The 26079-nt window shown below is 71.1% G+C and carries 24 protein-coding genes and 1 pseudogene; 14 read left to right on the top strand and 11 right to left on the bottom strand.

The window, feature by feature from the left end; translation table 11 throughout:
- Positions 1-25: 25 nt before the first annotated feature.
- The 4 genes from ABFX81_RS34055 to ABFX81_RS34040 form a co-directional block, all read right to left on the bottom strand.
- Entirely contained in the window at positions 26-1558 is a 1533-nt protein-coding gene (locus tag ABFX81_RS34055; RefSeq protein WP_346139153.1) for a hypothetical protein, read from the bottom strand.
- Positions 1540-2289 carry an ATP-binding cassette domain-containing protein gene (locus tag ABFX81_RS34050; RefSeq protein ID WP_086853995.1) on the bottom strand — a complete coding sequence of 250 codons (750 nt, stop codon included), beginning with the start codon at positions 2287-2289 and terminating at the stop codon, positions 1540-1542. Before ABFX81_RS34050 ends, ABFX81_RS34055 begins: the two co-directional genes overlap by 19 nt.
- A gap of 207 nt (positions 2290-2496) precedes the next feature.
- Entirely contained in the window at positions 2497-3858 is a 1362-nt protein-coding gene (locus ABFX81_RS34045; protein WP_346139152.1) for an aspartate aminotransferase family protein, read from the bottom strand.
- 19 nt (positions 3859-3877) lie between these two features.
- Positions 3878-4417, bottom strand: a complete 540-nt coding sequence (locus ABFX81_RS34040) for an Lrp/AsnC ligand binding domain-containing protein (protein WP_086853998.1) — start codon at positions 4415-4417, stop codon at positions 3878-3880.
- A 164-nt stretch (positions 4418-4581) separates the two neighbouring features.
- Between ABFX81_RS34040 and ABFX81_RS34035 the strand changes: the two genes are divergently transcribed.
- From ABFX81_RS34035 to ABFX81_RS34025, 3 genes are all read left to right on the top strand, one after another.
- Complete coding sequence (locus ABFX81_RS34035; protein ID WP_086854000.1) at positions 4582-6021, top strand: gamma-aminobutyraldehyde dehydrogenase; 1440 nt, start codon at positions 4582-4584, stop codon at positions 6019-6021.
- Positions 6022-6130: 109 nt separating this feature from the next.
- Positions 6131-6658, top strand: a complete 528-nt coding sequence (locus tag ABFX81_RS34030) for a hypothetical protein (RefSeq protein WP_086854002.1) — start codon at positions 6131-6133, stop codon at positions 6656-6658.
- 128 nt (positions 6659-6786) lie between these two features.
- A complete protein-coding gene (locus tag ABFX81_RS34025; RefSeq protein WP_086854003.1) occupies positions 6787-8430 on the top strand; it encodes a sigma-70 family RNA polymerase sigma factor in 1644 nt (547 codons plus the stop codon).
- Here the strand turns inward: ABFX81_RS34025 and ABFX81_RS34020 are convergent.
- Both ABFX81_RS34020 and ABFX81_RS34015 read right to left on the bottom strand, forming a co-directional pair.
- Complete coding sequence (locus ABFX81_RS34020; RefSeq protein WP_346139151.1) at positions 8375-9121, bottom strand: glycerophosphodiester phosphodiesterase; 747 nt, start codon at positions 9119-9121, stop codon at positions 8375-8377. The genes ABFX81_RS34025 and ABFX81_RS34020 overlap by 56 nt on opposite strands.
- Entirely contained in the window at positions 9118-10236 is a 1119-nt protein-coding gene (locus ABFX81_RS34015; protein WP_086854005.1) for an adenosine deaminase, read from the bottom strand. The genes ABFX81_RS34020 and ABFX81_RS34015 overlap by 4 nt, the downstream gene beginning before the upstream one ends.
- 182 nt (positions 10237-10418) lie before the next feature.
- Between ABFX81_RS34015 and ABFX81_RS34010 the strand changes: the two genes are divergently transcribed.
- On the top strand, positions 10419-11054 hold the full coding sequence (locus tag ABFX81_RS34010) for a DUF4190 domain-containing protein (protein WP_346139150.1): 636 nt from the start codon (positions 10419-10421) through the stop codon (positions 11052-11054).
- 68 nt (positions 11055-11122) lie between these two features.
- Entirely contained in the window at positions 11123-11587 is a 465-nt protein-coding gene (locus ABFX81_RS34005; RefSeq protein WP_150483300.1) for a DUF4190 domain-containing protein, read from the top strand.
- A 53-nt stretch (positions 11588-11640) separates the two neighbouring features.
- Here ABFX81_RS34005 and ybiA read toward each other — a convergent pair whose 3' ends face one another.
- A complete protein-coding gene (ybiA, locus tag ABFX81_RS34000; protein WP_086848835.1) occupies positions 11641-12210 on the bottom strand; it encodes a riboflavin biosynthesis intermediates N-glycosidase in 570 nt (189 codons plus the stop codon).
- 200 nt (positions 12211-12410) lie between these two features.
- Between ybiA and ABFX81_RS33995 the strand changes: the two genes are divergently transcribed.
- The 7 genes from ABFX81_RS33995 (at position 12411) to ABFX81_RS33965 (ending at position 20176) form a co-directional block, all read left to right on the top strand.
- Positions 12411-13946, top strand: coding sequence for an aminobutyraldehyde dehydrogenase (locus ABFX81_RS33995; RefSeq protein WP_086848833.1), 1536 nt, complete (start codon positions 12411-12413; stop codon positions 13944-13946).
- Positions 13947-14002: 56 nt separating this feature from the next.
- Positions 14003-15250 carry an extracellular solute-binding protein gene (locus tag ABFX81_RS33990; RefSeq protein WP_086848831.1) on the top strand — a complete coding sequence of 416 codons (1248 nt, stop codon included), beginning with the start codon at positions 14003-14005 and terminating at the stop codon, positions 15248-15250.
- Positions 15251-15256: 6 nt separating this feature from the next.
- Positions 15257-16402 (top strand): polyamine ABC transporter ATP-binding protein, encoded by a 1146-nt coding sequence (locus ABFX81_RS33985; RefSeq protein ID WP_086848829.1) that lies wholly within the window; start codon positions 15257-15259, stop codon positions 16400-16402.
- The gene (locus ABFX81_RS33980) at positions 16402-17331 is read left to right on the top strand and encodes an ABC transporter permease subunit (protein WP_086848827.1); all 930 of its coding nucleotides are present in this window, start codon (positions 16402-16404) and stop codon (positions 17329-17331) included. Before ABFX81_RS33985 ends, ABFX81_RS33980 begins: the two co-directional genes overlap by 1 nt.
- The gene (locus tag ABFX81_RS33975) at positions 17332-18132 is read left to right on the top strand and encodes an ABC transporter permease subunit (protein ID WP_086848825.1); all 801 of its coding nucleotides are present in this window, start codon (positions 17332-17334) and stop codon (positions 18130-18132) included. It abuts the gene before it with no gap.
- A gap of 18 nt (positions 18133-18150) precedes the next feature.
- Positions 18151-19578, top strand: coding sequence for an FAD-dependent oxidoreductase (locus ABFX81_RS33970; RefSeq protein ID WP_086848823.1), 1428 nt, complete (start codon positions 18151-18153; stop codon positions 19576-19578).
- Positions 19579-19720: 142 nt separating this feature from the next.
- On the top strand, positions 19721-20176 hold the full coding sequence (locus tag ABFX81_RS33965) for a bifunctional DNA primase/polymerase (RefSeq protein WP_086848839.1): 456 nt from the start codon (positions 19721-19723) through the stop codon (positions 20174-20176).
- A 3-nt stretch (positions 20177-20179) separates the two neighbouring features.
- On the opposite strand, the gene ABFX81_RS33960 is transcribed toward ABFX81_RS33965, so the two are convergent.
- The gene (locus tag ABFX81_RS33960; protein WP_086848837.1) at positions 20180-20848 is read right to left on the bottom strand and encodes a phosphatase PAP2 family protein; all 669 of its coding nucleotides are present in this window, start codon (positions 20846-20848) and stop codon (positions 20180-20182) included.
- Between the two features lie 63 nt (positions 20849-20911).
- Between ABFX81_RS33960 and ABFX81_RS33955 the strand changes: the two genes are divergently transcribed.
- Entirely contained in the window at positions 20912-22738 is a 1827-nt protein-coding gene (locus ABFX81_RS33955) for a DapH/DapD/GlmU-related protein (RefSeq protein ID WP_086848821.1), read from the top strand.
- A gap of 7 nt (positions 22739-22745) precedes the next feature.
- Here ABFX81_RS33955 and ABFX81_RS33950 read toward each other — a convergent pair whose 3' ends face one another.
- Complete coding sequence (locus ABFX81_RS33950; RefSeq protein WP_086848819.1) at positions 22746-23075, bottom strand: winged helix-turn-helix transcriptional regulator; 330 nt, start codon at positions 23073-23075, stop codon at positions 22746-22748.
- A 144-nt stretch (positions 23076-23219) separates the two neighbouring features.
- Between ABFX81_RS33950 and ABFX81_RS33945 the strand changes: the two genes are divergently transcribed.
- A complete protein-coding gene (locus tag ABFX81_RS33945) occupies positions 23220-24113 on the top strand; it encodes an NAD(P)-dependent oxidoreductase (RefSeq protein WP_346139147.1) in 894 nt (297 codons plus the stop codon).
- On the opposite strand, the pseudogene ABFX81_RS33940 reads toward ABFX81_RS33945, so the two are convergent.
- Positions 24113-24337, bottom strand: a pseudogene (locus ABFX81_RS33940) (phosphatase PAP2 family protein); the annotation flags it as partial. The gene ABFX81_RS33945 and the pseudogene ABFX81_RS33940 sit on opposite strands and share 1 nt — an antisense overlap.
- Positions 24338-24523: 186 nt before the next feature.
- A complete protein-coding gene (gabT, locus tag ABFX81_RS33935; RefSeq protein ID WP_346139146.1) occupies positions 24524-25858 on the bottom strand; it encodes a 4-aminobutyrate--2-oxoglutarate transaminase in 1335 nt (444 codons plus the stop codon).
- Positions 25859-26079: the final 221 nt, after the last annotated feature.

The raw sequence follows: 26079 nt of genomic DNA, 5'->3' as shown, positions 1-26079 counted from the left end.
GTTTTCCAGCGGGCTTCAGCGGGCTTCAGCGGGCCAGCGGCAGCGCCGCCAGCTCGGCGACCGTCAGGGTCAGCGGGCCGAACAGGGCGAGCAGCGCGCCCGCGCGGAGGGCGGCGGCGCTCCGCAGCATCGTCGCGGGGGCGCCGAGGCGCAGCAGCGCGGCGGTGGTGTCGGCGCGGGCCTGGCGGGCCTCGACGGCGGACGTGAGGAGCGTCCCCATGGTGCAGCCGGTCACCAGCAGTACGCCGAGCGTGGTGAGCGGACCGAGCGACAGCCCGTCCGGGGCGTGCAGCAGTGCCATGGCGTACGCGGCCGCCAGCACGGCGCAGACCACGCCCAGGGGGCGGCCGATCCGGTCGGCCTCCGCCATGAGGATCCGGCCGGCCAGGAGCCGGAGGGCGCCGGGGCGGGCCGACTGGAGCAGCCGTCCGCACAGATGGGTCAGGCCCGGACCGGCCAGGGCCAGGCCGACGGCGGCCAGCGCCCAGCCCGCCAGGACGCCGGGGGAGGCGCCGGAGAAGGTGAGGTCGGGGGGCGTGGGGGCGGTGCGGCTCGTGTAGGTCTCCACGGCGAGGCCCGCGGCCAGGACGGTGATGCCCCACGGGAGACCGGAGGGGGCGGCGGTGGGGGAGTTGCCGGACAGAGCGGTGTCCGGCAGGGCCACTTCGGACACCGCGGTGTCGGGTGTCGCGGTGTCCCCGGCCGCGTGCGCGGCGCTCCCGGCCGGGATCACGACGCTCATGGCGTCCGGTGCCGCCGTCCGAGGTCCGGACGGCTCGGCGGGGTCCTCGACCGTGCTCACCGTGCCCGCGGCGCCCCGGGTGGCCGAGCCCGTGGCCGCCGCCGGGACGGACGTGCCGGTACGCCCGGACGGCGGCCCGCCGTTGTGCCCGGCGGGCTCGGTGGGTTCGGCGGACCCGGTGGCAGGACTGTCCGTGGGGCGGACGATCTGCCGGCCGAATCGGCCGTACGCCCCGAAGGTCTCGTGTGTGCTCGTGCTCCGGTTCGCGCCGAATCGGCCGTACGCCCCGGCCGCCCGGGACGGGGCCGGCCCCGCCTCCGTCGGCCGCAGCGCCAGCGCCACCGCCACCGACGCGGCTCCGGGCACGATCGAGAGCAACATCAGGGCTGCCGGGAGCGGCAGCGGCCGGTCCGCCGCGAGGGACTCGGCGGCCGCGCCGTCGAAGGGCATGCCCGTCAGGTCGCCGCGCAGGTGCAAGAAGAACAGCAGGGCCAGCATCGAGCCCAGGGTGCAGGACAGGGCCGTCGTCGTCGCCGAGACGGCCATCAGGCGCAGCGGGCCGAGGCCGATCGCCGAGAGGCCGGGGCGGGGCTTCGTACCGGGGTCGGTGCGGGCCACCGCGACCGCGAAGTACACCGTCGCGGTCAGCGGAGCCACGCACCAGGCCAGGCGCAGCAGGGCGGCGCCGGGGTGGCCCAGCGCGTATCCCAGGGTGCAGAGCAACAGGAATCCCGTCCCCGCCGAGGCTGCTGCGACCAGGAGGCGGCGCAGCTGGACGGCGGGGTGGGAGCCGCGGGTCAGACGGAGAGCGAGCACGCGGCCCGGCCTTCCGTCTCGGTGGGCCCGGCGACCGGCGGCAGGTGCACCGTCTGCACGCGCCGCCCGTCGAGCAGGGACACCGTGCGGTCGGCGAGCGCCGCCGTCTCCGGGTCGTGCGTGGCCAGGACGACCGTGATGCCGTGGGAACGGGCCGCCGTGGTGAGGGTGCGCAGCGCATGGGCGCGGTCGGCGCGGTGCAGGGCCGCCGTGGGCTCGTCGGCGAACAGTACCGACGGGGCGGGGGCGAGGGCACGGGCGATGCACACCCGCTGCCGCTCGGCCTGGACCAGCTGGTGCGGGCGTTTGCGGGCGCTCCCGCCGATGTCCAGGCGCTCCAGCCACTCCAGGGCCGCCTTCTTGGCGCGGCGCCTGCTGGTGCCGCGCAGCATCAGCGGCAGGGCGGTGTTCTCCCAGGCGTTGAGCTCCGGGACCAGCGAGGGCGCCGGGTCGATCCAGCCGAAGCGGTCGCGGCGCAGCCGCTCGCGGGTGAGGTGGCCCATGGTGTGCACGGGCATGCTGTTGAACCAGACCTCGCCGCGCCGGACGGGCACCAGGCCGGACAGGCACCGCAGCAGGGTCGTCTTGCCGCTGCCGCGCGGGCCGCTGACGGCGAGGATCTCGCTCTCCCGGACGCCGAGCGAGACACCGCTGAGCGCGGGGGAGCCGTCGTCGTGCTGGAAGTGCAGGGCGCGTGCCCAGAGCACGTCGTTGTCCGGCGGGGCCTCCATGGGCGTACACCTCGGTTCAGATCCGTAGTTCCCGTGCCATCCCCCGTGCGGGGGAACGAAGGCGGGGCCGATCGGTCACTGGGCACGCTAGGCAGAGCGCGGCGGGACGCCGGACAGCACGCGGCCCCGGGGCGCCGTTTCTCACTCGAACGGGGGGCACCGGGGCCGGTGTTGATCATCCAAACAGACGATCGGAGCGACGGTCGGTCAGAGCTTGGTCCACGCCTCCGAGAGGGTGGCGCGCAGGATCTGCTCGATCTCGTCGAACGTCGACTGGTCGGAGATCAGCGGCGGGGCGAGCTGGACGACCGGGTCGCCGCGGTCGTCGGCACGGCAGTACAGGCCGTTCTCGTACAGCTTCTTGGAGAGGAAGCCGTACAGGACGCGCTCGGTCTCGTCCGCGTCGAAGGACTCCTTGGTCGCCTTGTCCTTGACCAGCTCGATGCCGTAGAAGAAGCCGTTGCCGCGGACGTCGCCGACGATCGGCAGGTCGTGGAGCTTCTCCAGGGTGGCGCGGAAGTTGCCCTCGTTGTCCAGGACGTGCTGGTTGAGGTTCTCGCGCTCGAACAGGTCGAGGTTGGCCAGGCCCACGGCCGCGGAGACCGGGTGGCCGCCGAAGGTGTAGCCGTGCAGGAAGGTGTTGTCGCCCTTGTAGAACGGCTCGGCGAGGCGGTCGGAGACGATGCACGCGCCTATGGGGGAGTAGCCGGAGGTCATGCCCTTGGCGCAGGTGATCATGTCCGGGACGTAGTCGAACTTGTCGCAGGCGAAGTACGTGCCCAGGCGGCCGAAGGCGCAGATGACCTCGTCGGACACGAGCAGCACGTCGTACTGGTCGCAGATCTCGCGCACGCGCCGGAAGTAGCCGGGCGGGGGCGGGAAGCAGCCGCCCGCGTTCTGCACCGGCTCGAGGAAGACCGCGGCGACCGTGTCCGGGCCCTCGAAGAGGATCTGCTGCTCGATCTGGTCGGCGGCCCAGCGGCCGAAGGCCTCGGGGTCGTCACCGTGGATCGGCGCCCGGTAGATGTTCGTGTTCGGGACCTTGTGGGCGCCCGGCACCAGGGGCTCGAACGGCGCCTTCAGAGCGGGCAGACCGGTGATGGACAGGGCACCCTGCGGCGTGCCGTGGTAGGCGACCGCGCGGGAGATGACCTTGTGCTTGGTGGGCTTGCCGACCAGCTTGAAGTACTGCTTGGCGAGCTTCCAGGCGGTCTCGACCGCCTCACCGCCGCCGGTGGTGAAGAAGACCTTGTTCAGGTCGCCCGGGGCGTGGTGCGCGAGGCGCTCGGCCAGCTCGACGGCCTTGGGGTGGGCGTAGGACCAGATGGGGAAGAACGCCAGCTCCTGCGCCTGCTTGGAGGCGGTCTCGGCGAGTTCGACCCGGCCGTGCCCGGCCTGCACCACGAACAGGCCGGCGAGACCGTCGAGGTAGCGCTTGCCCTGGTCGTCGTAGATGTACGTGCCCTCGCCCCGGACGATGGTGGGGACGGGGGACTTCTCGTACGACGACATGCGCGTGAAGTGCATCCACAGGTGGTCGTACGCGGTCTGGGAGAGGTCCTTGCTCACGGCTATCGGGTCCTCACGGTTATCGGGTTCCCCACATGTAGGTCTGCTTCTTGAGCTTGAGGTAGACGAAGCTCTCGGTGGAGCGCACTCCGGGGACGGCCCGGATGCGTTTGTTGATGACCTCCAGGAGGTGGTCGTCGTCCTCGCAGACGATCTCCACCATCAGGTCGAAGGAGCCCGCGGTCATCACCACGTACTCGCACTCGGACATGGCCGTCAGCGCGTCCGCGACCGACTCCACGTCGCCCTCGACGTTGACGCCGACCATCGCCTGTCTGCGGTAGCCCACGGTGAGCGGGTCCGTGACGGCGACGATCTGCATCATGCCCTGGTCGAGCAGCTTCTGGACGCGCTGGCGCACGGCCGCCTCGGACAGGCCGACGGCCTTGCCGATGGCGGCGTACGGCCGGCGGCCGTCCTCCTGGAGCTGCTCGATGATGGCGAGGGAGACGGCGTCCAGCTGCGGCGAGCCGCCGTTCCTGGACTCGCGGGAGGGCTCGCGGTGCTCCCGCGAGCCCTTCTGGTCTGCGCTTCGACTGGCCACGAGGTCACTGTGCACGAGGTCTCGACACTTCCGCAAGCCTCGATCGATGAAATCCGTTGTTTCAGTAGCTGACTCCTGCGGATTCCGCACGATCGAAGGGAGCGGGGGTGTTGAAAACGTGGGTCGGCCGACTAGGGTGGGTGTCTCAAGTACTGGACATCCGAACTGGAGGGCCGGCAGTGAGCACCGAGCTGCGTCGTCTGCGCAACTACATCGGCGGTGAGTTCCGGGACGCCGCCGACGGACGGACCACCGAGGTGGTCAATCCCGCGACGGGCGAGGCGTACGCGACCGCTCCGCTGTCCGGGCAGGCGGACGTGGACGCCGCGATGGCGGCGGCCGCCGAGGCCTTCCCCGGCTGGCGCGACACCACGCCCGCCGAGCGCCAGAAGGCCCTGCTGAAGATCGCGGACGCCTTCGAGGAGCGCGCCGAGGAGCTGATCGCGGCCGAGGTGGAGAACACGGGCAAGCCGGTCGGGCTGACCCGCTCCGAGGAGATCCCGCCGATGGTCGACCAGATCCGCTTCTTCGCGGGCGCGGCGCGGATGCTCGAGGGCCGCTCGGCCGGTGAGTACATGGAGGGCCTGACCTCCATCGTGCGCCGCGAGCCGGTCGGGGTCTGCGCGCAGGTCGCGCCGTGGAACTACCCGATGATGATGGCCGTGTGGAAGTTCGCCCCGGCGATCGCGGCGGGCAACACGGTCGTGCTGAAGCCGTCCGACACCACCCCGGCGTCCACGGTGCTGATCGCGGAGATCCTCGGCGGGATCCTGCCGAAGGGCGTCTTCAACGTCATCTGCGGCGACCGCGAGACCGGCCGCATGATGGTCGAGCACGAGATCCCGGCGATGGCCTCCATCACCGGTTCCGTACGGGCCGGCATGCAGGTCGCCGAGTCCGCGGCCAAGGACGTCAAGCGCGTCCACCTGGAGCTGGGCGGCAAGGCGCCGGTCGTGGTCTTCGAGGACACCGACATCGCCAAGGCCGTCGAGGACATCTCGGTCGCGGGCTACTTCAACGCCGGCCAGGACTGCACGGCCGCCACGCGGGTCCTGGTCCACGAGTCCATCCACGACGATTTCGTCTCCGCGCTGTCGAAGGCCGCCGCCGAGACGAAGACCGGGCAGCCGGACGACGAGGACGTGCTGTTCGGTCCGCTCAACAACCCCAACCAGCTCAAGCAGGTCGAGGGCTTCATCGAGCGGCTGCCCGCGCACGCGCGCGTGGAGGCCGGCGGCAAGCGGGTCGGCGACAAGGGCTACTTCTACGCGCCGACCGTCGTCTCGGGCCTCAAGCAGGACGACGAGATCATCCAGAAGGAGGTCTTCGGCCCGGTCATCACCGTCCAGTCCTTCCGCGACGAGGACCAGGCGGTGGAGTGGGCCAACGGCGTCGAGTACGCGCTCGCCTCCTCCGTGTGGACCAAGGACCACGGCCGCGCCATGCGGATGTCCAAGAAGCTCGACTTCGGCTGCGTCTGGATCAACACGCACATCCCGCTGGTCGCCGAGATGCCGCACGGCGGCTTCAAGAAGTCCGGCTACGGCAAGGACCTGTCGGGGTACGGCTTCGACGACTACACGCGCATCAAGCACGTGATGACGTCGCTGGACGCGTAGGCGCCGGATCTCGTTGCGCGGCCCCGGGCGGGGTGTACCTCGCCCGGGGCCGTTCGCGTGTGCGCAGACCTATTTTTGAACATGTTCAATACGGGCGTAGAGTGCCGCCATGAGCGACAGAGCCGCCCTGGTGAAGGGCATCCGTGCGTGGCTGGTCTTCTTCGTCGTCTGCCTGGTGCTCAGCGGCGCCACCGCCTTTCCCCTGGTGCACGAACTGCGCTGGACCGAGGACCTGCTGCACGCGCTGTCCGCGGGCGAGTACCTGCCGGGTCTGACCGACTGGATCGAGCGGGTCCGGGCCGGGCTCGACGAGGCCGATGCCGAGTACCCCTTCCTCCTCTACGGCACGGACTGGCTGGCCTTCGCGCACCTGGTGATCGCGGTCGCCTTCTACGGGCCCTACCGCGACCCGGTCCGCAACATCTGGGTCGTCGAGTTCGGGATGATCGCCTGCGCGGGGATCATTCCGCTCGCCCTGATCTGCGGGCCGATCCGCCAGATCCCCTTCTGGTGGTCGGTGATCGACATGTCCTTCGGAGTGCTCGGGGTGATCCCGCTGTACGTCGTGCGGCAGCGGATCAAGCGGCTGGAGGCCCTGACCGTGCCGGCGGCCGCCACCCCGGCGCTCGGCGGCTGAGAAAAAGTGTTATCCCGAGAACCTTCACGCCGTCTCCCCGCATGTGATCCCCCACATAGCCAAGACCCCCGTCCTGCCTGAGAGGGTGCGTGCGGAAAAGTACTGATCCCAGCCGTCGAGAGGCCACCGTGGACAGTCAGCACTGGCGCGCGACCATCACGGCGGCGCAGTCCGGCGACCGGCAGGCGCTGGACGAGCTGGTCGCGGGCTGGCTGCCGCTGGTCTACAACATCGTGGGCCGGGCCCTGAACGGGCACGCCGACGTGGACGACGTCGTCCAGGAGACCATGCTGCGCGCGGTCGACAACCTGGGCTCGCTGCGTGACCCGGACAGCTTCCGGTCCTGGCTGGTGGCGATCGCCATGCGCCAGATACGCGACCGGGCCCGGCGCCGGACGGCGGACCGGCTGGAGGAGGCACCGGCCGCCGACTTCGCCGAACTGACCGTGCTGCGGCTCCAGTTGGAGGGGCAGCGGCGCGAGGTCGCCGAGGCCGCGCGGTGGCTCGACGACGAGGACCGGCAACTGCTGTCGCTGTGGTGGCTGGAGGTCGCGGGCGAACTGACCCGGCGCGAACTGGCCGCCGCCGTCGGCGTCACCCGGCAGCACGCCGCCGTGCGGGTGCAGCGGATGAAGGAGCGCCTGGAGACCTCGCGCGGCATCGTCCGAGCCCTGGACGGCGCCTGCCCCGACCTGCGCGAGCTGACCGGCCGCTGGAACGGCCGGCCCGACTCGGTGTGGCGCAAGCGGCTGGCCCGGCACATCCGGGGCTGCGGCTACTGCGGCGGCACCCACGAGACGGTCGTACCGGCGGAACGCCTCCTGGTCGGCATCGCGCTCGTCCCGCTGCCCGTCGGGTTCACGCTGTCGCTCGCCTTCGGCGGCAAGACGGCCGTGGCCGCCACCTCCGCCGGGTGGTCCGCCAAGCTGCTGGGCGCGCTCACCAAGCCGGCCGTCGCGATGACCGCCGGCGCGACGATCGTCGCGGGCGGCGCCTACGTCGTCACCCAGCCGCCCGACGCCCCGCCTCCCCGGGCCGTGGTCACCCCCACGGCGACGGCCACGTCCGAACCGCAGCCCTCCGCCACGCCCACTCCCACTCCCACCCCCACGCCCTCACCGTCGGCGAAGCGGAAGGCCGACCTGTACGGCACGGTCGTGGACGCCGTCGACCGCGCCCCCGACCCGGACGCCAGACCCGCGGCCCTGCCCCGCCGCCCCGAGTCCGGCATCACCAGCACCGGCGGCCCGAGGGCCGTCATGCAGCACCGTGGCGACAGCGTGACGCTGAGCGGCCGGGGCTATGTCCTGGTCCGCTGGCAGATCTCGCCGCACGCCCGGCCCGGCGGGGTGGTCATGCCGACCTGGACCGGCCTGAAGGGCAAGCTGTTCCACGTGGCCTCCGGCGGCTCGCGCCGCATGGACGACCCGCTGCCCGGCGCCCCGAACGGCTACGCCACCGGCATGGGCGGCCCGGACATCGGATACGCGGTGCTGCCGCCCGGCACCCAGCAGATGTGGCAGAACGAGTACTTCTACGTCGACGGCACCGTCACCCTCACCCAGAACGAACGCGGCTGCGACTACGGCATCGCCGTCTTCCCGTCCGACTGGGAGGCCGTGGACAAGGACGTCAACGAGGGCCCCGCCCAGGGCGCCATCCGCTACGGCCTCGTCCGCGACACCGGCACGGACAGCGCGCCGGTGCCGCAGTACGTCACGCGCTCGACCCCGGCCGATCCGGCGACCGTCCCGCAGCGCTCGCGCGTGTAGCGCACAGCACGTCGACGCGGTTGGTCGTGATCGAGTCCACCCCCGCCCTCAGCAGCCGTCGCATGGCGCGGCGCGTGTCGGGGGTCCAGACGGACAGCAGGTAGCCGTCGCGGTGGACGCGGTCGGCGAGAGGGCGGTCCACCAGCGGGAAACGGTAGTTGAGCCAGCGCGGGCGGATCGCCTCCAGCAGGACGGGCCGGGGCGGGGCCAGTGTCGTCCAGGTGAGCGCGATCTCCGCGGCCGGGTCCGCCGCGCGCACGGCGAGCATGGCGTCGGCGCCCGCGCAGTAGTAGACGCGGTCCGCCGCCCCGGCCTCCCGTACGGCGTCCATCACCCGCCGCACCGCCCGTACGTCGGGTGAGCCGGGAAGGTCGATCATCACCCGGTGGCCGTCGGTCGCGGCCAGCGCCTCCGTCAGGGCCGGAACCCCGCCGCCGGTCAGTCCGCGCACCTCCTCCCAGGACAGCGCGAGCACCGGCCGCTCCTGCTCCCAGAGCCGCTTCAGCGTCCCGTCGTGCAACAGCACCGGCACGCCGTCCCGGGTCAGCCGTACGTCGATCTCCACCGCGTCCGCGCCCCGGTCGAGCGCGGAACGCAGCGAGGCGACGGTGTTCTCGCGGTGTCGGTACGGGTCGCCCCGGTGGGCCACGGCGGTCACGGGCCGCCCGGGGCGCTCGGGTGAGGACGTCACCGGCCGAGCCACCCCGCGGTGTACGTGTCGATCTCCTCGTTGATCCGGGCCTTGCCCGCGGCGTCCAGGAAGGACGCCCCGACGGCGTTCTTCGCCAGCTCGGCCAGGCCCCGCTCGTCGAGGTCGAGCAGCCGGGCGGCGACCGCGTACTCGTTGTCGAGGTCGGTGCCGAACATCGGCGGGTCGTCGGAGTTGATCGTGACGACGACCCCGGCCTCGGCGAACTCCTTGATCGGGTGTTCGTCGAGGGTGCGGACCGCGCGCGTGGCGATGTTGGAGGTCGGGCACACCTCCAGCGGGATCCGGTGCTCGGCGAGGTGCGCGAGGAGCTTCGGGTCCCGCGCGGAGCTGGTGCCGTGACCGATGCGCTCGGCCCGCAGGTGCGTGAGAGCGTCCCACACCGTCTCCGGGCCGGTGGTCTCACCGGCGTGCGGTACGGAGTGCAGCCCGGCCGCGATCGCCCGGTCGAAGTACGGCTTGAACTGCGGACGCTCCACGCCGACCTCGGGGCCGCCCAGACCGAAGGAGACCAGACCCTCCGGGCGCAGCCGGTCGTCGGTGGCGAGCCGGGTCGTCTCCTCGGCGGCTTCGAGCCCGGCCTCGCCGGGGATGTCGAAGCACCAGCGCAGCACGGTCCCGAAGTCGGCCTCGGCGGCCTTGCGGGCGTCCTCGATCGCGTCCATGAAGGCGCGCTCGTCGATGCCGCGGCGGGTGGAGGAGAACGGGGTGATGGTCAGCTCGGCGTACCGCACCTGCTGGCGGGCCAGGTCACGGGCGACCTCGAAGGTCAGCAGCCGGACGTCCTCCGGGGTGCGGATCAGGTCGACGACCGACAGGTACACCTCGATGAAGTGGGCGAAGTCGGTGAAGGAGAAGTAGTCGACCAGGGCGGCGGGATCGGTCGGGACCTTCGAGTCGGGGTGGCGGGCGGCCAGCTCGGACACGATCCGGGGGGAGGCGGAGCCCACGTGGTGCACGTGCAGTTCGGCCTTGGGCAGACCGGCGACGAAGGCCTTCAGGTCGCGTGGGGCGCGGGGGTCGACGAGATGCTCGGTCAAGGGTTCCTCCCCGGAACGGCGCCCCTGCCGGCGCGTGGCGGGCGGGGCGCGGGTGATCGGCTGATCGGTGACTCGGGTCTCATCGTAGGCGCTGGATCAGCGCCCCTCAGGGGCGCGGGGCTGTACCGGGACGCGGCTCCGCCGCGTGGGCGCGACCAGCCCCGACGCAACCCCGCACTGTGGCCCGCACCGAACGGCCCCGTAGCATGGCGGCACGATCGACCCAGGGGGGATGCACCATGACGGACCCGACGCAGCCCGGCGGAGGCGGCCACGACCCGTGGGCGCCCCCGGAGAACCGGCCGTCACTCGACAAGGACCAGCCCCCCACCGCAGGGCCGCCCTCCGTGCACGACCAGGCCACGGTCACCTCGATGCCGAGCGCGGGCTTCACGCCACCCGCCGGCACGCCGCAGTTCGACACCTCGGGCACCGGCGCCGTCCCGCCCCCGCCCGCCGCCCCCACCGGCCCGGCGGTAACCGGCGGCTACGGCTACCCCGGCTATCCCCAGGCGGGCTACGGCTGGCCCGGCATGCCGCCGGCCCCCCAGAACGGCATGGGCGTCGCCGCCATGGTGCTGGGCATCATCTCCTGCACCCTGTTCTGTCTGTACGGCGTGGTCTCCCTGGTCACCGGCATCCTCGCCGTCGTCTTCGGCATCAAGGGCCGCAAGCGTGCCGAGGCCGGAGTGGCCTCCAACCACGGTCAGGCCCAGGCGGGCCTGATCATGGGCATCATCGGGATCATCCTCGGCATCGCGGTGATCGTCCTGATAGCCGTCGGCATCACGGCCGCGATCAACAACGACGAGCCGTACGACGACCCGTACTACGGCGCGCGCGCCCCGGTCGCCACCGTCCCGTCCCACCACTGAAACAGCCGTACTGCGCGGCGGACTTGGCCACTACGATTCCCTGGTCTGACAACGGAGGGGAGATCGTCATGTCCAACACCAATCCCACGCCCGGTGGGTTCGGTCCGCCGTCCCAGCCCCCGCAGCAGCCGGCCCCCGGCTACGGCTATCCGCAGCAGGGCGGCCCCGGCTACGGCTACCCCCAGGGCGGCCCCGGCTACCCGGCCGCACCGCCGGTGGGCTACCCCCAGGCGCCCGGCTACGCGATGCCCGCGCAGCCGAGCAACGGCATGGGAACCACGGGGCTGGTGCTGGGCATCATCGGCGTGGTGTGCAGCGTGACCTTCATCCTGTGGTTCTTCGGCGTGATCCTGGGCATCCTGGCGATCATCTTCGGAGCCATCGGCCGGGGCAAGGCCACCCGGGGCGAGGCCACCAACAAGGGCGCGGCGACCGCCGGACTGGTCTGCGGCATCATCGCCACCGTGATCCTGCCGCTGCTGGGCTTCCTGCTCTTCGCCAGCATCATGGGCGGGCTCGGCGCGGCTGCCTGAAACTGCTGCCGCACGGGGGCCGGTCCCATGGGCCGGCCCCCGACGCATGCCACCTATGTCTCGCGCAGTCGCTCCCGCGCCTCCATCAGCGCGAAGCCCAGCAGGTTCGGCCCCCGCCACCGCTCCGGATCCATCGCCGCCTCGTCGTCCGCGGCCAGCCCGATGCCCCACACCCGGTCCACGGGACTCGCCTCGACCAGCACTCTCCCGCCCGTGCCCAGCAGAAATCCCCGCAGCTCCGGATGCGCGCCGAACTTGTGGACGCTGCCCTCCACGACGATCCGGAACCGCTCCCGCCGCCATATCGCCTCGTCGAAGCCGCGCACCAGCCGCCCGGCCTTCTTCGCCTCGGCGGGGTGCCCGGCGGCGAGCACGGCACGCTCCGCCGCCGCGTCCTCGAAGAGCCGGGCCTTGCCCGCCATCATCCAGTGCTCGGCCGTCGCGTACTCCACGCCGTCCACCGTGAACGGCGCCGGCCACCACTGGCTCAGACAGCTCGGCCCGACGCGGCCGTCCGGCCGCGGCCGGTGCCCCCAGAAGTGCAGATACTTGATCCTCGCGCCGGTGCGGACCGCCCTGATCAGGGCGTCCCGGGAACCGACCGCCCCCGTGATCTCCTCCATGCACGCGAGTCTGGCACGCACCACTGACACAGCGTCCTGCCTTTTCCTGGCGGACTCGACACCTGGTCGACAGATTCCGTCGCGTAACCAAAAATCAACAACGGAATCCCTTGTTGGAGTGACATCCCTCTGTCAGGATCGGCACTCAAATCGAGCCTGAGCCACGCCGGCCCCACCACGGGGACACGGAGGAGAGCGACATGCACAACCCGGGCACCGCCATCCCGGACCGATTCCCGGCCGAGGAGCGCTTCGCGGAGGGCGCGCAGTACATCGCCGGCCGCCTGACCAGGGGCACCTCCGGCCGCACCCACGCGGTCGTCGACCCGGCCTCGGGCGAGGAGGTGCTCCGCTACGAGCTGGCGGGGACGGCCGACGTCGACCGGGCCGTGGCAGCCGCCCGCGAGGCCTTCCCGGGCTGGGCGGGGACCACCCCGGGCGAGCGTTCCGACGCCCTGCACCGGTTCGCCGCGGTCCTGGCCGACCGTGCCGAGGACTTCGCCCGCGCCGAGTCGCTCCAGTGCGGCAAGCCCCTGAAGCTGAGCCGCGAGTTCGACGTGCCCGGGACGATCGACAACACCGCCTTCTTCGCCGGTGCCGCACGGCTTCTCCAGGGCCAGTCCGCCGGTGAGTACTCCGGGGACCACACGTCGTACATCCGGCGCGAGCCCATCGGTGTCGTCGGTTCCGTCGCGCCCTGGAACTACCCCCTCCAGATGGCCGCCTGGAAGGTCCTGCCGGCGATCGCGGCGGGCAACACGATCGTCCTGAAGCCCGCCGAGCTCACCCCGCTGACCTCGCTGCTCTTCGCCCAGGCGGCCACGGACGCCGGGATCCCGGACGGTGTGATCAACATCGTCACCGGCACCGGCAGGGAGGCCGGTGAGCACCTCGTCGGCCACCCCGACGTGGCCATGACCTCCTTCACCGGCTCCACGGCCGTGGGCAAGCGCGTCGCCGAGATCGCCACCGCCACCGTCAAACGCCTCCACCTGGAGCTCGGTGGCAAGGCGCCCTTCGTGGTCTTCGACGACGCCGACCTGGAGGCCGCCGCCCACGGCGCGGTCGCCGGCGCGCTCATCAACACCGGGCAGGACTGCACGGCCGCCACGCGCGCGTACGTGCAGCGACCGCTGTACGACGCCTTCGTGGAGCGGACGGCGGCGCTCATGGAGACGGTCCGGCTCGGCGACCCCTTCGCCGTCGGTACGGATCTCGGCCCGCTCATCTCGCACGTCCAGCGCGACCGGGTCGCCGGTTTCGTCGACCGGGCACGTGCCTACGCGCGCGTGGTGACCGGAGGCGAAGCACCAGGGGGCGAGTTGGCCAAGGGCGCCTACTACCGGCCCACCCTCATCGCCGACGCCGCCCAGGACAGCGAGGTCGTCCAGTCCGAGATCTTCGGACCCGTCCTGGTCGTGCTGCCCTTCGACACCGACGACGAGGGCATCGCGCTCGCCAACGACACCCCGTACGGGCTCGCTGCCTCCGCCTGGAGCCGGGACGTGTACCGGGCGAACCGGGCCACGCGCGAGATCAAGGCAGGGTGCGTGTGGGTCAACGACCACATCCCGATCATCAGCGAGATGCCGCACGGCGGCTACAAGTCCTCCGGCTGCGGCAAGGACATGTCCGCGTACTCGTTCGAGGAGTACACCCAGATCAAGCACGTCATGTTCGACAACACCGCGGTGGCCGCGAAGGACTGGCACCGCACCGTCTTCGGGGACCGATAGTCGTTTGCAGGCCGCCTGACCAACGGCCGCCCACCCTCCGAAAGGGCACCACGCGCATGGAGCAGTACGAGCCCGACCGCCTGTCCCCGGCCCAAGTGGCCGCCATGCGGCGCAGCTTCAGGAACGGCAGGGCCGCCCTCACCCGGCGGTCGCTGCTGCGCGCCTCCGCGGGCGGGGCGCTCGCGGCCGGCGGACTCGGGACGCTGAGCGCCTGCGGCATCCCGGCGGCGGGCCGGTCGCAGGGCGGCGTCCCGGCGGAGGACCGCTCGGCCAAGGAGAAGACCGTGAACTTCTCCAACTGGACCGAGTACATGGACGTCGACGACAGCGGCAAGCACCACCCGACGCTGGAGCAGTTCACGAAACGCACGGGCATCAAGGTCAAGTACACCGAGGACATCAACGACAACAACGAGTTCTTCGGCAAGATCAAGCCGCAGCTCGCCGCGGGCCAGGACACCGGCCGCGACATCATCGTCCTCACCGACTGGCTGGCCGGCCGCCTCATCCGCCTCGGCTGGGTGCAGAAGCTCGACCCGGCCAACCTGCCGCACGCCTACGCCAACCTGTCGGCCCAGTTCCGCAGCCCCGACTGGGACCCGGGCCGCGCCTACTCCTACGTCTGGCAGGGCATCTCGACGGTCATCGCGTACAACAAGAAGGCCCTCGACGGCGTCGAGGTGAAGTCGATATCGGACCTGCTCGACAACCCCAAGCTCAAGGGGCGGGTCGGCTTCCTGTCGGAGATGCGCGACAGCGTCGGCATGACGCTGCTCGACATGGGCAAGGACCCGGCGGACTTCACCGCCGACGACTACGACGCGGCCATCGCCCGGCTCCAGAAGGCCGTCGACAAGGGCCAGATCCGCCGCTTCACCGGCAACGACTACACCTCCGACCTGACCAGCGGCGACTTCGCGGCCTGCGTCGCCTGGGCCGGGGACGTCGTCCAGCTCAAGGCGGACAGCCCCGACATCGACTTCCTCATCCCGGACAGCGGATACATGACGTCGACCGACAACCTGCTCATCCCCAACAAGGCCCGGCACAAGACGAACGCCGAGCGGCTCATCGACTTCTACTACGAGCCGAAGCCGGCCGCCGAACTCGCCGCGTACATCAACTACGTGTGCCCCGTCGACGGCGTGAAGGGCGAGCTGGCGAAGATCGACGAGGACGCGGCGAACAACCCGCTGATCATCCCGGACAAGGCCATGGCCGCCAAGTCGCACGCCTTCCGCTCGCTGAGCTCGAAGGAAGAGACCGAGTTCGAAGAGAAGTTCGCGAAGCTGACGGGGGCGTGACCCAAGATGACGAACAAGACAGACCCCACCGGCGACGTCCGCCTGACGGGCATATCCAAGACCTACGGCGCCTTCACCGCCGTCCATCCGCTCGACCTGACCGTTCCGCAGGGCTCCTTCTTCGCCCTCCTCGGAGCCTCCGGCTGCGGCAAGACCACCACCCTGCGCATGATCGCCGGCCTGGAGGAACCTTCCACCGGCACCGTCTCGCTGGGCGGCCAGGACGTGACCGCGCTCCCGCCGTACAAGCGGCCCGTGAACACGGTCTTCCAGTCCTACGCCCTCTTCCCGCACCTCGACATCTTCGAGAACGTCGCCTTCGGCCTGCGCCGGCGCGGCATCAAGTCCGTGAAGAAGCAGGTCGGGGAGATGCTCGACCTGGTCCAGCTCGGCGAGCAGGCCCGCAAGAAGCCGCACCAGCTCTCCGGTGGCCAGCAGCAGCGCGTCGCCGTGGCCCGCGCGCTGATCAACCACCCCAAGGTGCTGCTCCTCGACGAGCCGCTCGGCGCCCTCGACCTGAAGCTGCGCCGCCAGATGCAGCTGGAGCTCAAGCGCATCCAGACCGAGGTCGGCATCACCTTCATCCACGTCACGCACGACCAGGAGGAGGCCATGACCATGGCCGACACGGTCGCCGTGATGAACGCGGGCCGCGTCGAACAGCTCGGCTCACCGGCCGACCTCTACGAGAACCCGCGCACCACCTTCGTCGCCAATTTCCTCGGCACCTCCAACTTCATCGAGGCCGAGGTCGACTCCAGGAGCGGCGAGGAGATCGTGCTGAAGGCGGGCGGCGGCAAGCTCGTCCTGCCCGAGGCCCGGTGCGGCGCGCCCACGACGACCGGCGGCAAGGTGCTCGTCGGCGTCCGCCCGGAGAAGATCTCCCTCACCCACGCGGACGACGCCGGAGAGATACCCGACGGCCGCAACCGCATCACCGGCCGGATAGCCGACTCCAGCTTCATCGGCGTCTCGACGCAGTACGTCGTCGACAGCCCCGTCTGCTCCGACTTCGAGGTCTACGCCCAGAACATCGACCGCGACCCGCGGCTCGTGCCGGGCGCCGAGGTCGTCCTGCACTGGAACCCGGCCCACACCTTCGGCCTGGACGCGGACCAGGACGCCGACGCCGGAGTGGAAGAGGCGGCCTGATGTCGACACTCACCGAGGCGCCACCGCCGCTCGCACCACAAGCTCCCGAGCCGAAACCCCCGAAGCGCCGGGGCCGCTGGACCCCGTACTGGCTGCTGCTCCCCGGCGTCCTCTGGCTGCTGGTCTTCTTCGCGCTGCCGATGGTCTACCAGGCCTCCACGTCCGTGCAGACGGGCTCCCTGGAGGAGGGCTACAAGGTCACCTGGCACTTCGCCACGTACTGGGACGCGCTGTCCGCGTACTGGCCGCAGTTCGTCCGGTCCGTGCTCTACGCGGGCACCGCCACGATCCTGTGCCTCCTGCTCGGCTACCCGCTCGCGTACCTGATCGCCTTCCGCGCGGGCCGCTGGCGGAACCTGATCATGATCCTGGTGATCGCGCCGTTCTTCACCAGCTTCCTGATCCGCACCCTGGCCTGGAAGACGATCCTCGCGGACGGCGGCCCGCTCGTCGGCGCCCTCGACACGCTGCACGTCCTGGACGTCACCGGCTGGCTCGGCTGGACCGCCGGCGACCGGGTCCTCGCCACGCCGCTCGCGGTGGTCTGCGGACTGACGTACAACTTCCTGCCGTTCATGATCCTGCCGCTCTACACCTCGCTGGAGCGCATCGACGGCCGGCTCCACGAGGCCGCCGGTGACCTGTACGCCCGGCCCTGGACGACCTTCCGCAAGGTCACCTTCCCGCTGTCGATGCCGGGTGTCGTCTCCGGCACGCTGCTGACCTTCATCCCGGCCACCGGCGACTACGTCAACGCCGACCTGCTCGGCTCCACGGACACCCGCATGGTCGGAAACGTCATCCAGACGCAGTTCCTGAGAGTGCTCGACTACCCGACCGCCGCGGCGCTCTCCTTCATCCTCATGGCGGCCATTCTCCTCATGGTCACCCTCTACATCCGCAGGTCCGGGACGGAGGATCTGGTCTAAATGCCCTTCGTCAACTGGCTGAAAAGAAATCTCGTCGTCATCGCGGGACTGCTGACGCTCGGTTATCTGCTCCTGCCGAACGTCATCGTCACGGTGTTCTCCTTCAACAAACCGAAGGGGCGCTTCAACTACGAGTGGCAGCAGTTCTCCCTGGACGCCTGGAAGGACCCGTGCGGGGTCTCCGATCTGTGCGGCTCGCTGTCGCTCAGCCTCCAGATCGCGTTCTGGGCGACCCTCGGCGCCACGCTCCTCGGCACGCTGATCGCCTTCGCGCTGGTCCGCTACCGCTTCCGCGCACGCGGTGCCGTGAACTCGCTGATCTTCCTGCCGATGGCGATGCCCGAGGTCGTCATGGCCGCCTCGCTGCTCACCCTGTTCCTCAACATGGGCGCCCAGCTGGGCTTCTGGACGATCCTCATCGCGCACATCATGTTCTGCCTGAGTTTCGTGGTCACGGCCGTCAAGGCGCGCGTGATGTCGATGGATCCCAAACTGGAGGAGGCGGCGCGGGACCTGTACGCGGGCCCTTTCCAGACCTTCGTCCGGGTCACCCTGCCGATCGCGGCGCCGGGGATCGCGGCGGGCGCCATGCTCGCCTTCGCCCTCTCCTTCGACGACTTCATCATCACCAATTTCAACGCCGGCTCGACCGTCACCTTCCCCATGTTCGTCTGGGGCTCGGCGCAGCGCGGAACGCCCGTCCAGATCAATGTCATCGGGACGGCCATGTTCATCGTCGCCGTACTGTTCGTCCTGGCTTCCATGGCCGTCGGTAATCGCCGCAACAGACAAAAGGCATAACCGTAGGGAGTTGAAATCATGGCCCCGAGCGCCATGAATCAGCCGTACCAGTGGATTCGTTCGCTTTCCGACGCCCAGCCGGTCCCGTACTGGCTGGACGACCCGGGCAGGCCCCGCCCCGAACCCGCCCTCACCACCTCCGAGACCTGCGACCTGCTGGTCGTGGGCGGTGGCTACAGCGGACTGTGGACGGCGCTGATCGCCAAGGAACGCGACCCTGAGCGGGACGTGGTGCTGGTGGAGGGCCGCGAGGCGGGCTGGGCCGCCTCGGGCCGCAACGGCGGATTCTGCGCCGCCTCCCTCACCCACGGCCTGCCCAACGGCCTCGCCCGCTGGCCGGAGGAGATCCACAAGCTCCAGGAGCTGGGCGCCCGCAACCTCGACGAGATCGAGGCGGCGGTCGCCCGGCACTCCATCGACTGCGACTTCGAACGCACCGGCGAGATCGACGTCGCCACCGAGCCGTACCAGGCGGCGGAACTGCGCGACTGGCACGCGGAGACGGTCCGCCGGGGCCTCGCCGAGGACGTCGAGTTCCTGGACGCCGAGGCGGTCCGGGAGCAGGTGAACTCACCGACCTTCCAGGCGGGCCTGTGGGACCGCAGGGGCGTGGCGATGCTGCACCCGGCGAAACTGGCCTGGGGCCTGAAGCGGGCGTGCGTGAAGCTGGGAGTCCGCGTCCACGAGCACACCCCCGCGCTGACGCTGAAGCCGTACGGGGCCGGCATGGCCGTACGCACCCCCTACGGCCGGATCCGCGCCCGCCAGGTCGCCCTCGGCACGAACGTCTTCCCGAACCTGGTCAGACGCGTCCGCTCGTACACCGTCCCGGTCTACGACTACGCCCTGATGACCGAGCCGCTCACCCCCGGGCAACTCGCGTCGATCGGCTGGAAGAACCGCCAGGGCCTCGGGGACAGCGCCAACCAGTTCCACTACTTCCGCCTGTCGGCCGACAACCGGATCCTCTGGGGCGGCTACGACGCGGTCTACCCCTACGGCGGCCGCGTCCGCGCCGAGTACGACGACCGCCCGGAGACCTACGCCAAGCTCGCCGGACACTTCTTCACCTGCTTCCCGCAACTGGAGGGCGTCCGCTTCACCCACGCCTGGGGCGGCGCCATCGACACCTGCTCCCGTTTCTCGGCGTTCTTCGGCACCGCCCACCAGCAGAAGGTCGCCTACGCGGCGGGCTACACGGGCCTGGGCGTCGGCGCGACGCGCTTCGGCGCCGAGGTGATGCTGGACCTGCTGTCCGGCGAGCGCACGGAACGCACGGAACTGCACATGGTCCGCAGGAAACCCCTGCCCTTCCCGCCGGAACCCTTCGCCTGGACGGGCATCGCCCTCACCAAGTGGTCCCTGGCCCGCGCGGACGCCCAGGGCGGGCGCCGCAACCTGTGGCTGCGCACGATGGACCGGCTGGGGCTGGGCTTCGACAGCTGAACCGGCGAGGTGTGAGACGGTTCACTCCAACGAGGGGCCAGAACCCGCGTAATGACCGCGAGGAGACCTCCCTCTCCCTCGTGACGTCCTCGGAACGCCCTGCGCGTTCTCGAGATTCACGAGTGAGATGGAGGTCTTCCTGATGACCGGTGCGAAGACGGCGGTCGAGTGGCTCTCGTCCGTCGCACCCGACCCCGAGGCCTGCCGCCGGGAGTGGGAGCGCAGCCCGCTCGGGGTGGCGCTGCTCCCGGCCGGCAGCGCGTGGGACGTGCTCATCCTGCCCGGCGAACTCGGCTACGCCACGCTCGACGTGCTCAGCCGGGTGCTCGACCAGCCGGGCCCCGTCCTCGTCGACTTCGGCGACGCGCGCATGGGGTTCTTCGTGCCGCCGGGCACCGCGGCCCGCTGGCTCGGCACGGGCATCCGCACGGCGGGCCCCGGCACCTGGATCGTCGTGCCGTACCCGGGCCGTTCCTCACCCGGCGGAGTCCGCTGGCTGGTCCCCCCGGACGGCTCGGGCACCCTGACGGACCCGGCCCTGCTGGAACTGGCGATGCACGAGGCGGCGGCGGGACTGGCCACGGAGAACGACGGTTAGGCCCTACCGGGGCCGCTCGGGCGGCGTCGGCCGTCTCAGGAACAGCCACAGCGACGACAGCAGCACCGCGCACAGACACCAGCTCGCCACCACGTCCAGCGGCCAGTGGTAGCCGCGGCGGACCAGGCCGTAGCTCGCGCCGAGTACCAGGACGAGGCAGGCGGTGACCAGGGCGCGGCGTGCGGGAGGCGTGCGGAGCCGGGGGAGCAGGAGCAGGGTCGCGCAGCCGTAGGCGACGGCGGCCGTGGCGGTGTGGCCCGAGGGGTAGTAGCCGGTGCCGGGCGGGACGACCGGGGTGCCCGGGCGGTCCGTGAGTTCCTTGAGCGGGATGATCAGTGCCGGGACCAGGGCCATGAGGAGGGCCGCGGCGGTGACGGGCAGCCACCAGCGGCCCGCACGGCGGGTTCGCAGGGCGACGTATCCGAGCACGGCGGCGAGGACCGGGACCGCGACTTGGACGTTGCCGAGGTCGGAGAGGAACTCGGAGAGACCGTCCGGGTGGACGAGGCCGCGGCTGACGCGCTCGTCGAGCCGGACGAGCGGACCGTCCGCGACCACCTGCCAGGTGATCAGGGCGAAGAGGAGCACCGGGAGGCCGAGCAGAAGGGCCGGGAAGCGCGGGTGCCGCGCGGTGGTGGGCTCGTCGAGATCCTGGTTCCCGGAGATCGGCATGGGACCAAGCTTGGCACGGGCACAGATGCCCCTGTCCGCCCGCGCGTCCCAGTGGAGGATCACGTGAACCAGCAGAAGACCGACGACGACGGCCTCTTCGACCACTGTCCGTGGCTCTACGCGGAGCAGGCATCCCAGCGGCAGCGGGCGGCACAGGAGCGGCGGCGGGAGCGGCTGCTCGGGGGAGCGGGGTCGGTACGGCTCGGTGAGGGTTGCTTCGTCGCGGAGACGGCCGCGGTGTACCCGGACGTCCTGCACCTGGGCGACCGCTCGTACATCGCGGCCCACGCCTACGTCACCGGTGACGTACGCACCGGCGCCGACTGCACGATCAACCCCTTCACCGTGGTGCGCGGCACCGTCACCCTCGGGGACGGGGTACGCATCGGCGCCCACAGCTCGCTGCTCGCCTTCAACCACGGGACCTCGCCCGACCTGCCGGTCCATCAGCAGCCCGTCACCAGCCGCGGGATCACGGTCGGCGACGACGTGTGGATCGGTTCCCACGTGGTCGTCGTGGACGGGGTCACGATCGGCGACCACTGCGTCGTCGGCGCCGGCGCGGTCGTCACGAAGGACCTGCCCGCGTGGACGGTGGCGGCCGGCAACCCGGCCCGACGGATACGCGACCGACGGGAGCCGCGCGGGGCGGCACAGGGCGCCGAGGTGTCGGGCGGAGTGGCGCCGGGTGGTGCGGCGTCGGGCGGTGAGGCGGCGGGTCCGCGGAGTCGGCCTGCGGCAGCGCCGCCGACAGGGCCGCCGCGAGGCGCACCGCACCCCGCCGTGAAGGAACAGGAGCCGTCGGCGCTCGCCGGTGACCTGTCCGCGTTCGCCACCGCCGCCCGCGCGCAGGCCGCCGACCTGCTCGGCCGCTGCCGGCAGCCCGGCACCGGCCGGTACGTCGACCGGCCCGGTGCCGAGCCGACCGTGCGGGCGCACTGCGACGCCGTCGAGATCGCGGAGCTGCTCCTCGGTCAAGCGCCGCCCGATCTGCCCGCTGCCGAGCACGCGGCACGGCTGCGTGCGCTCCAGGACCCCGTCACCGGACTGGTCCCCGAGTATGGCGCGCCGCCGCCGGTCCCCCGTCCGGCCGGGCTGCCGGAGGACGGGGCCTCGGCCTATCACGTGCTGTGCGTGGGCTACGCGCTGGACCTGCTCGGCAGTTCCTTCGCCCACCCGGTCCACACGGTGCGCACCACCACGGCGGACCGACTGGTCCGGCATCTGGCCGAGCTGCCCTGGCGCGACCGCGCCTGGCACGCCGGGGCGTGGGTCGACTCCTGGTCCACCGCCGCGCACTGGAATTTGCGCCTCGGTACGGAGGCGGCCGCCCCCGGGGCGCTGGAGGCGCTCTTCGGCTGGCTGCACACCCACGCCGATCCCTGGACGGGCATGTGGGGCTCGCCCACCCCCGAGTCCGGGCGCCTCCAGATGGTCAACGGCTACTACCGGCTCACCCGGGGCTCGTGCGCCCAGTTCGGCCTGCCCGTACCGTACGCGGAGCGCGTGATCGACACCGTCCTCGACCACGTGCGCGACGCCCGCCACTTCGCGCCCGGCCGGGAGAACGCCTGCAACGTGCTGGACGTGATCCACCCCTTGTGGCTCTGCGCCCGGCAGACCGGCCACCGCGCCGAGGAGGCCCGCTCCTGGGCGGCGAACCAGCTCACCGCCGCCCTGCGCCGCTGGCACCCGGGCCGGGGCTTCCCCTTCGGCCCCACTCCCGACGGCACCGGCCCGGGCCGTGAACCCGGGCTCCAGGGCACGGAGATGTGGCTCGCCATCGTCTGGCTGCTCGCGGATCTCGTCGGCCTCGCGGACGTCCTGGGATACCGCCCGCGCGGGATACACCGACCGGAACCGGCCCCGCCCGCCGAAGGAACGGCATGATTCCCGCTCACGGAATGGCTGCGATCCGCTCCAGGTTCTCCTCGCCCCATTCGCCGAGGGGCGCCATCGCCGCGTTGAGGGAATGGCCGAAATCGGTCAGCGAGTACTCCACCTTCGGAGGCACCTGATGATGCACTTCGCGGTGCACGAGACCGCTGTGCTCCATCTCGCGGAGCTGGAGAATCAGCATCCTTTCGCTGATGCCGGCAACGGTCCGCCTCAACTCCCCGAAGCGTAAGGGCCCTTCGCCGAGCGAGAACAGAATCAGGCCCTTCCACTTTCCGCCCATGACGGCGATGGCGGCGTCCAGTCCACACGTATACGTGCGTTTCGTCATTCGGCCCTCCCACGAACAAGAATGTCAGTACCCGAGGAAAATGTAGGTACTTGAGGGAATGTACGCGATCACCCAGCATGGATTCCCGTACGGAGAACGCTCCCGTACGGAGAACTCCCGTACGGAGAACAAGGGAGAGAAAACATGGCTGGGGACAACCGCACGTCGGTCACCGTCGTCGGACTGGGTTCCATGGGCCGGGCACTGGCCGAGGCGTTCGTGGCGGCGGGGCACCCGACGACCGTCTGGAACCGCACCCCTGGCCGGGCCGGGCCGCTGGTGGACCAGGGGGCGCTGCACGCCGCGTCCATCACGGACGCGGTCGCGGCGAGCGGACTGGTCGTCACCTGCCTGACCACCTTCGAGGACACCCGCGCGGCGCTGGAGCCCGCCGCGCGTGCCTTACGGGGACGAACCCTCGTCACCCTGAACAGCGGCTCCCCGGCCGGCGCCCGTGAGACGGCCGCGTGGGCCGGCGCGCACGGCGCCCGTCTGCTCACCGGCGCGGTCAAGAACGTACCGGCGGCGGTGGGAGCACCGGACACGCTGCTCTACTACAGCGGCGACCGGGCCGTCTTCGAGGAGTACGAGGAGACCCTGAGGGTGCTGGGAGGCGACACCGTCCACCTCGGGGAGGAACCCGATCTCGCCGCGCTGTACGAGATGGCGGTGGGCGCGATGCTGCTGCCCGCGCTCGTCGGCTTCTTCCAGGGTGCCGCCGCCGTCCAGGCACGCGGACTGCGAGTGGACTCGATGGTGCGGTTCGCCGGCAAGTGGCTGGACATGATCAAAGCGCTGCTGCCGGTGTACGCCGCGGAGATCGACAGCGGTGACTACAGCGATGCCGCCAGTTCGGTGAACCTCTTCCTCGCGGCCGCGGTCCATGACGACGACCTGAGCGAGGAGACGAACGTCGACACCACCTGGCTGGCCCCCCTGCACGATCTGGTGCGCCGGGCGGCCGAGGCGGGCCACGGTGAGCACAGCGTCTCGGCGCTGACCGAGGTACTCAGGAAGTCGCCGCACAGCGGGGCGTAGAGGGAGGTCGGCCGCCCCGGAACAGGGGGGGTGGTTCCGGGGCGGCCGTCCGGACCGGAACGTCGCGCGCCCCGGGGGGTTTGGGGCGGGCGACTGTCCGATCGGTGAGGAGATCCAGAGCCTCAGGCTCCGGTTGTGTGCGCGAGGGCACGACCAGGTCGAAGCTGGGGAGGCCCCGGCCTGATGTCACCCACAGTCCCCTGTGGGCGGGGTGTATCTCTCATCTGGGTAGAACCTACGACAGGGGCTCGGCGGAGGACAGGCCGTAGGGCCCCCTGTCATCCACCTCGCACACCTTCTTCACACGCTCTGCCGCTCACCGCCCCGGTAGCGGAACCGGAGCGGCTCACCTGCCCCGAGGCCGGCTCAGATGCGCGCGATCCGGCGCCGGGGCGGACGAGAAGCCGACGTCAGATACGTGCGAAGGCCTGCTCGATGATGTCGAGGCCCTCGTTCAGCAGGTCCTCGCCGATCACCAGCGGGGGCAGGAACCGGAGCACGTTGCCGTAGGTGCCACAGGTCAGGACCAGCAGGCCCTCGGCGTGGCAGGCCTTGGCGAGCGCGGCGGTCGCCTCGGGGTGGGGCTCCTTCGTCGTACGGTCCTTGACCAGCTCGATGGCGATCATCGCGCCACGGCCACGGATGTCGCCGATGACGTCGAACTTGTCCTGCATGGCGGACAGGCGCGCCTTCATGACGGCCTCGATGTTCTTCGCCCTGGCGTTGAGGTCGAGCTCCTTCATGGTCTCGATCGCGCCCAGGGCGCCCGCGCAGGCGACCGGGTTACCGCCGTAGGTGCCGCCCAGACCGCCGGCGTGCGCGGCGTCCATGATCTCGGCGCGCCCGGTCACGGCGGCGAGCGGCAGACCGCCGGCGATGCCCTTGGCGGTGGTGATCAGATCCGGGACGACGCCCTCGTCCTCACACGCGAACCACTGGCCCGTACGGCAGAAGCCGGACTGGATCTCGTCGGCCACGAAGACGATGCCGTGGTCGGAGGCGAACTTGCGGATCGCCGGCAGGAAGCCCTTGGCCGGCTCGATGAAACCGCCCTCGCCGAGCACCGGCTCGATGATGACCGCGGCGACGTTCTCCGCGCCGACCTGCTTGCTGATCTGGTCGATGGCCTGCGCGGCGGCCTCGGGACCGGCGTTCTCGGGACCGGTCGGCCAGCGGTAGCCGTACGCCACGGGAACGCGGTACACCTCGGGCGCGAACGGTCCGAAGCCGTGCTTGTACGGCATGTTCTTGGACGTCAGCGCCATGGTCAGGTTGGTGCGCCCGTGGTAACCGTGGTCGAACACCACGACGGCCTGCCGCTTCGTGTACGACCGCGCGATCTTCACGGCGTTCTCGACGGCCTCGGCGCCGGAGTTGAACAGCGCGCTCTTCTTGGCGTGGTCACCCGGCGTCAGCTCGGCGAGCGCCTCGGCGACCTCGACGTAGCCCTCGTACGGCGTGACCATGAAGCAGGTGTGGGTGAAGTCGGCGAGCTGCGCGGACGCCCGGCGCACGACGGCCTCGGCGGAGGCGCCGACGGAGGTCACGGCGATGCCCGACCCGAAGTCGATCAGCCGGTTGCCGTCGACGTCCTCGATGATCCCGCCACCGGCCCGCGCCGTGAACACGGGCAGCACGGACCCCACACCCTGCGCGACCGCGGCGGTACGGCGGGCCTGCAACTCCTGCGACTTCGGTCCGGGAATGGCGGTGACGACGCGGCGCTCCTGCGGAAGTGCGGTCATGCGGGGCTCCTGGGGTGGTGCGGACGGGGTGTGTACGGACGGGGGTGTGCGGACACTTCGCTTCTTTTCTCGCAGGCTAGGGCGGGGCGAGGGGGGTGGGCATGCTCCATGTGGGCGTTGTCGGAGGAGCGGCTTGTCCGGGGTGGACATGGCGGTCTCGTGGGCTGGTGCCCATGCCCCGGCCGTGTAAGCGGTGAACTCCCCAGGGGAGGGCGTTAGAT

Origin of the sequence: Streptomyces coeruleofuscus (assembly GCF_039532725.1) — a bacterium.
Taxonomy (GTDB): domain Bacteria; phylum Actinomycetota; class Actinomycetes; order Streptomycetales; family Streptomycetaceae; genus Streptomyces; species Streptomyces coeruleofuscus.
Note: the sequence above shows the minus strand (reverse complement) of the source record. Positions and strands in the feature narration are given on the sequence as shown.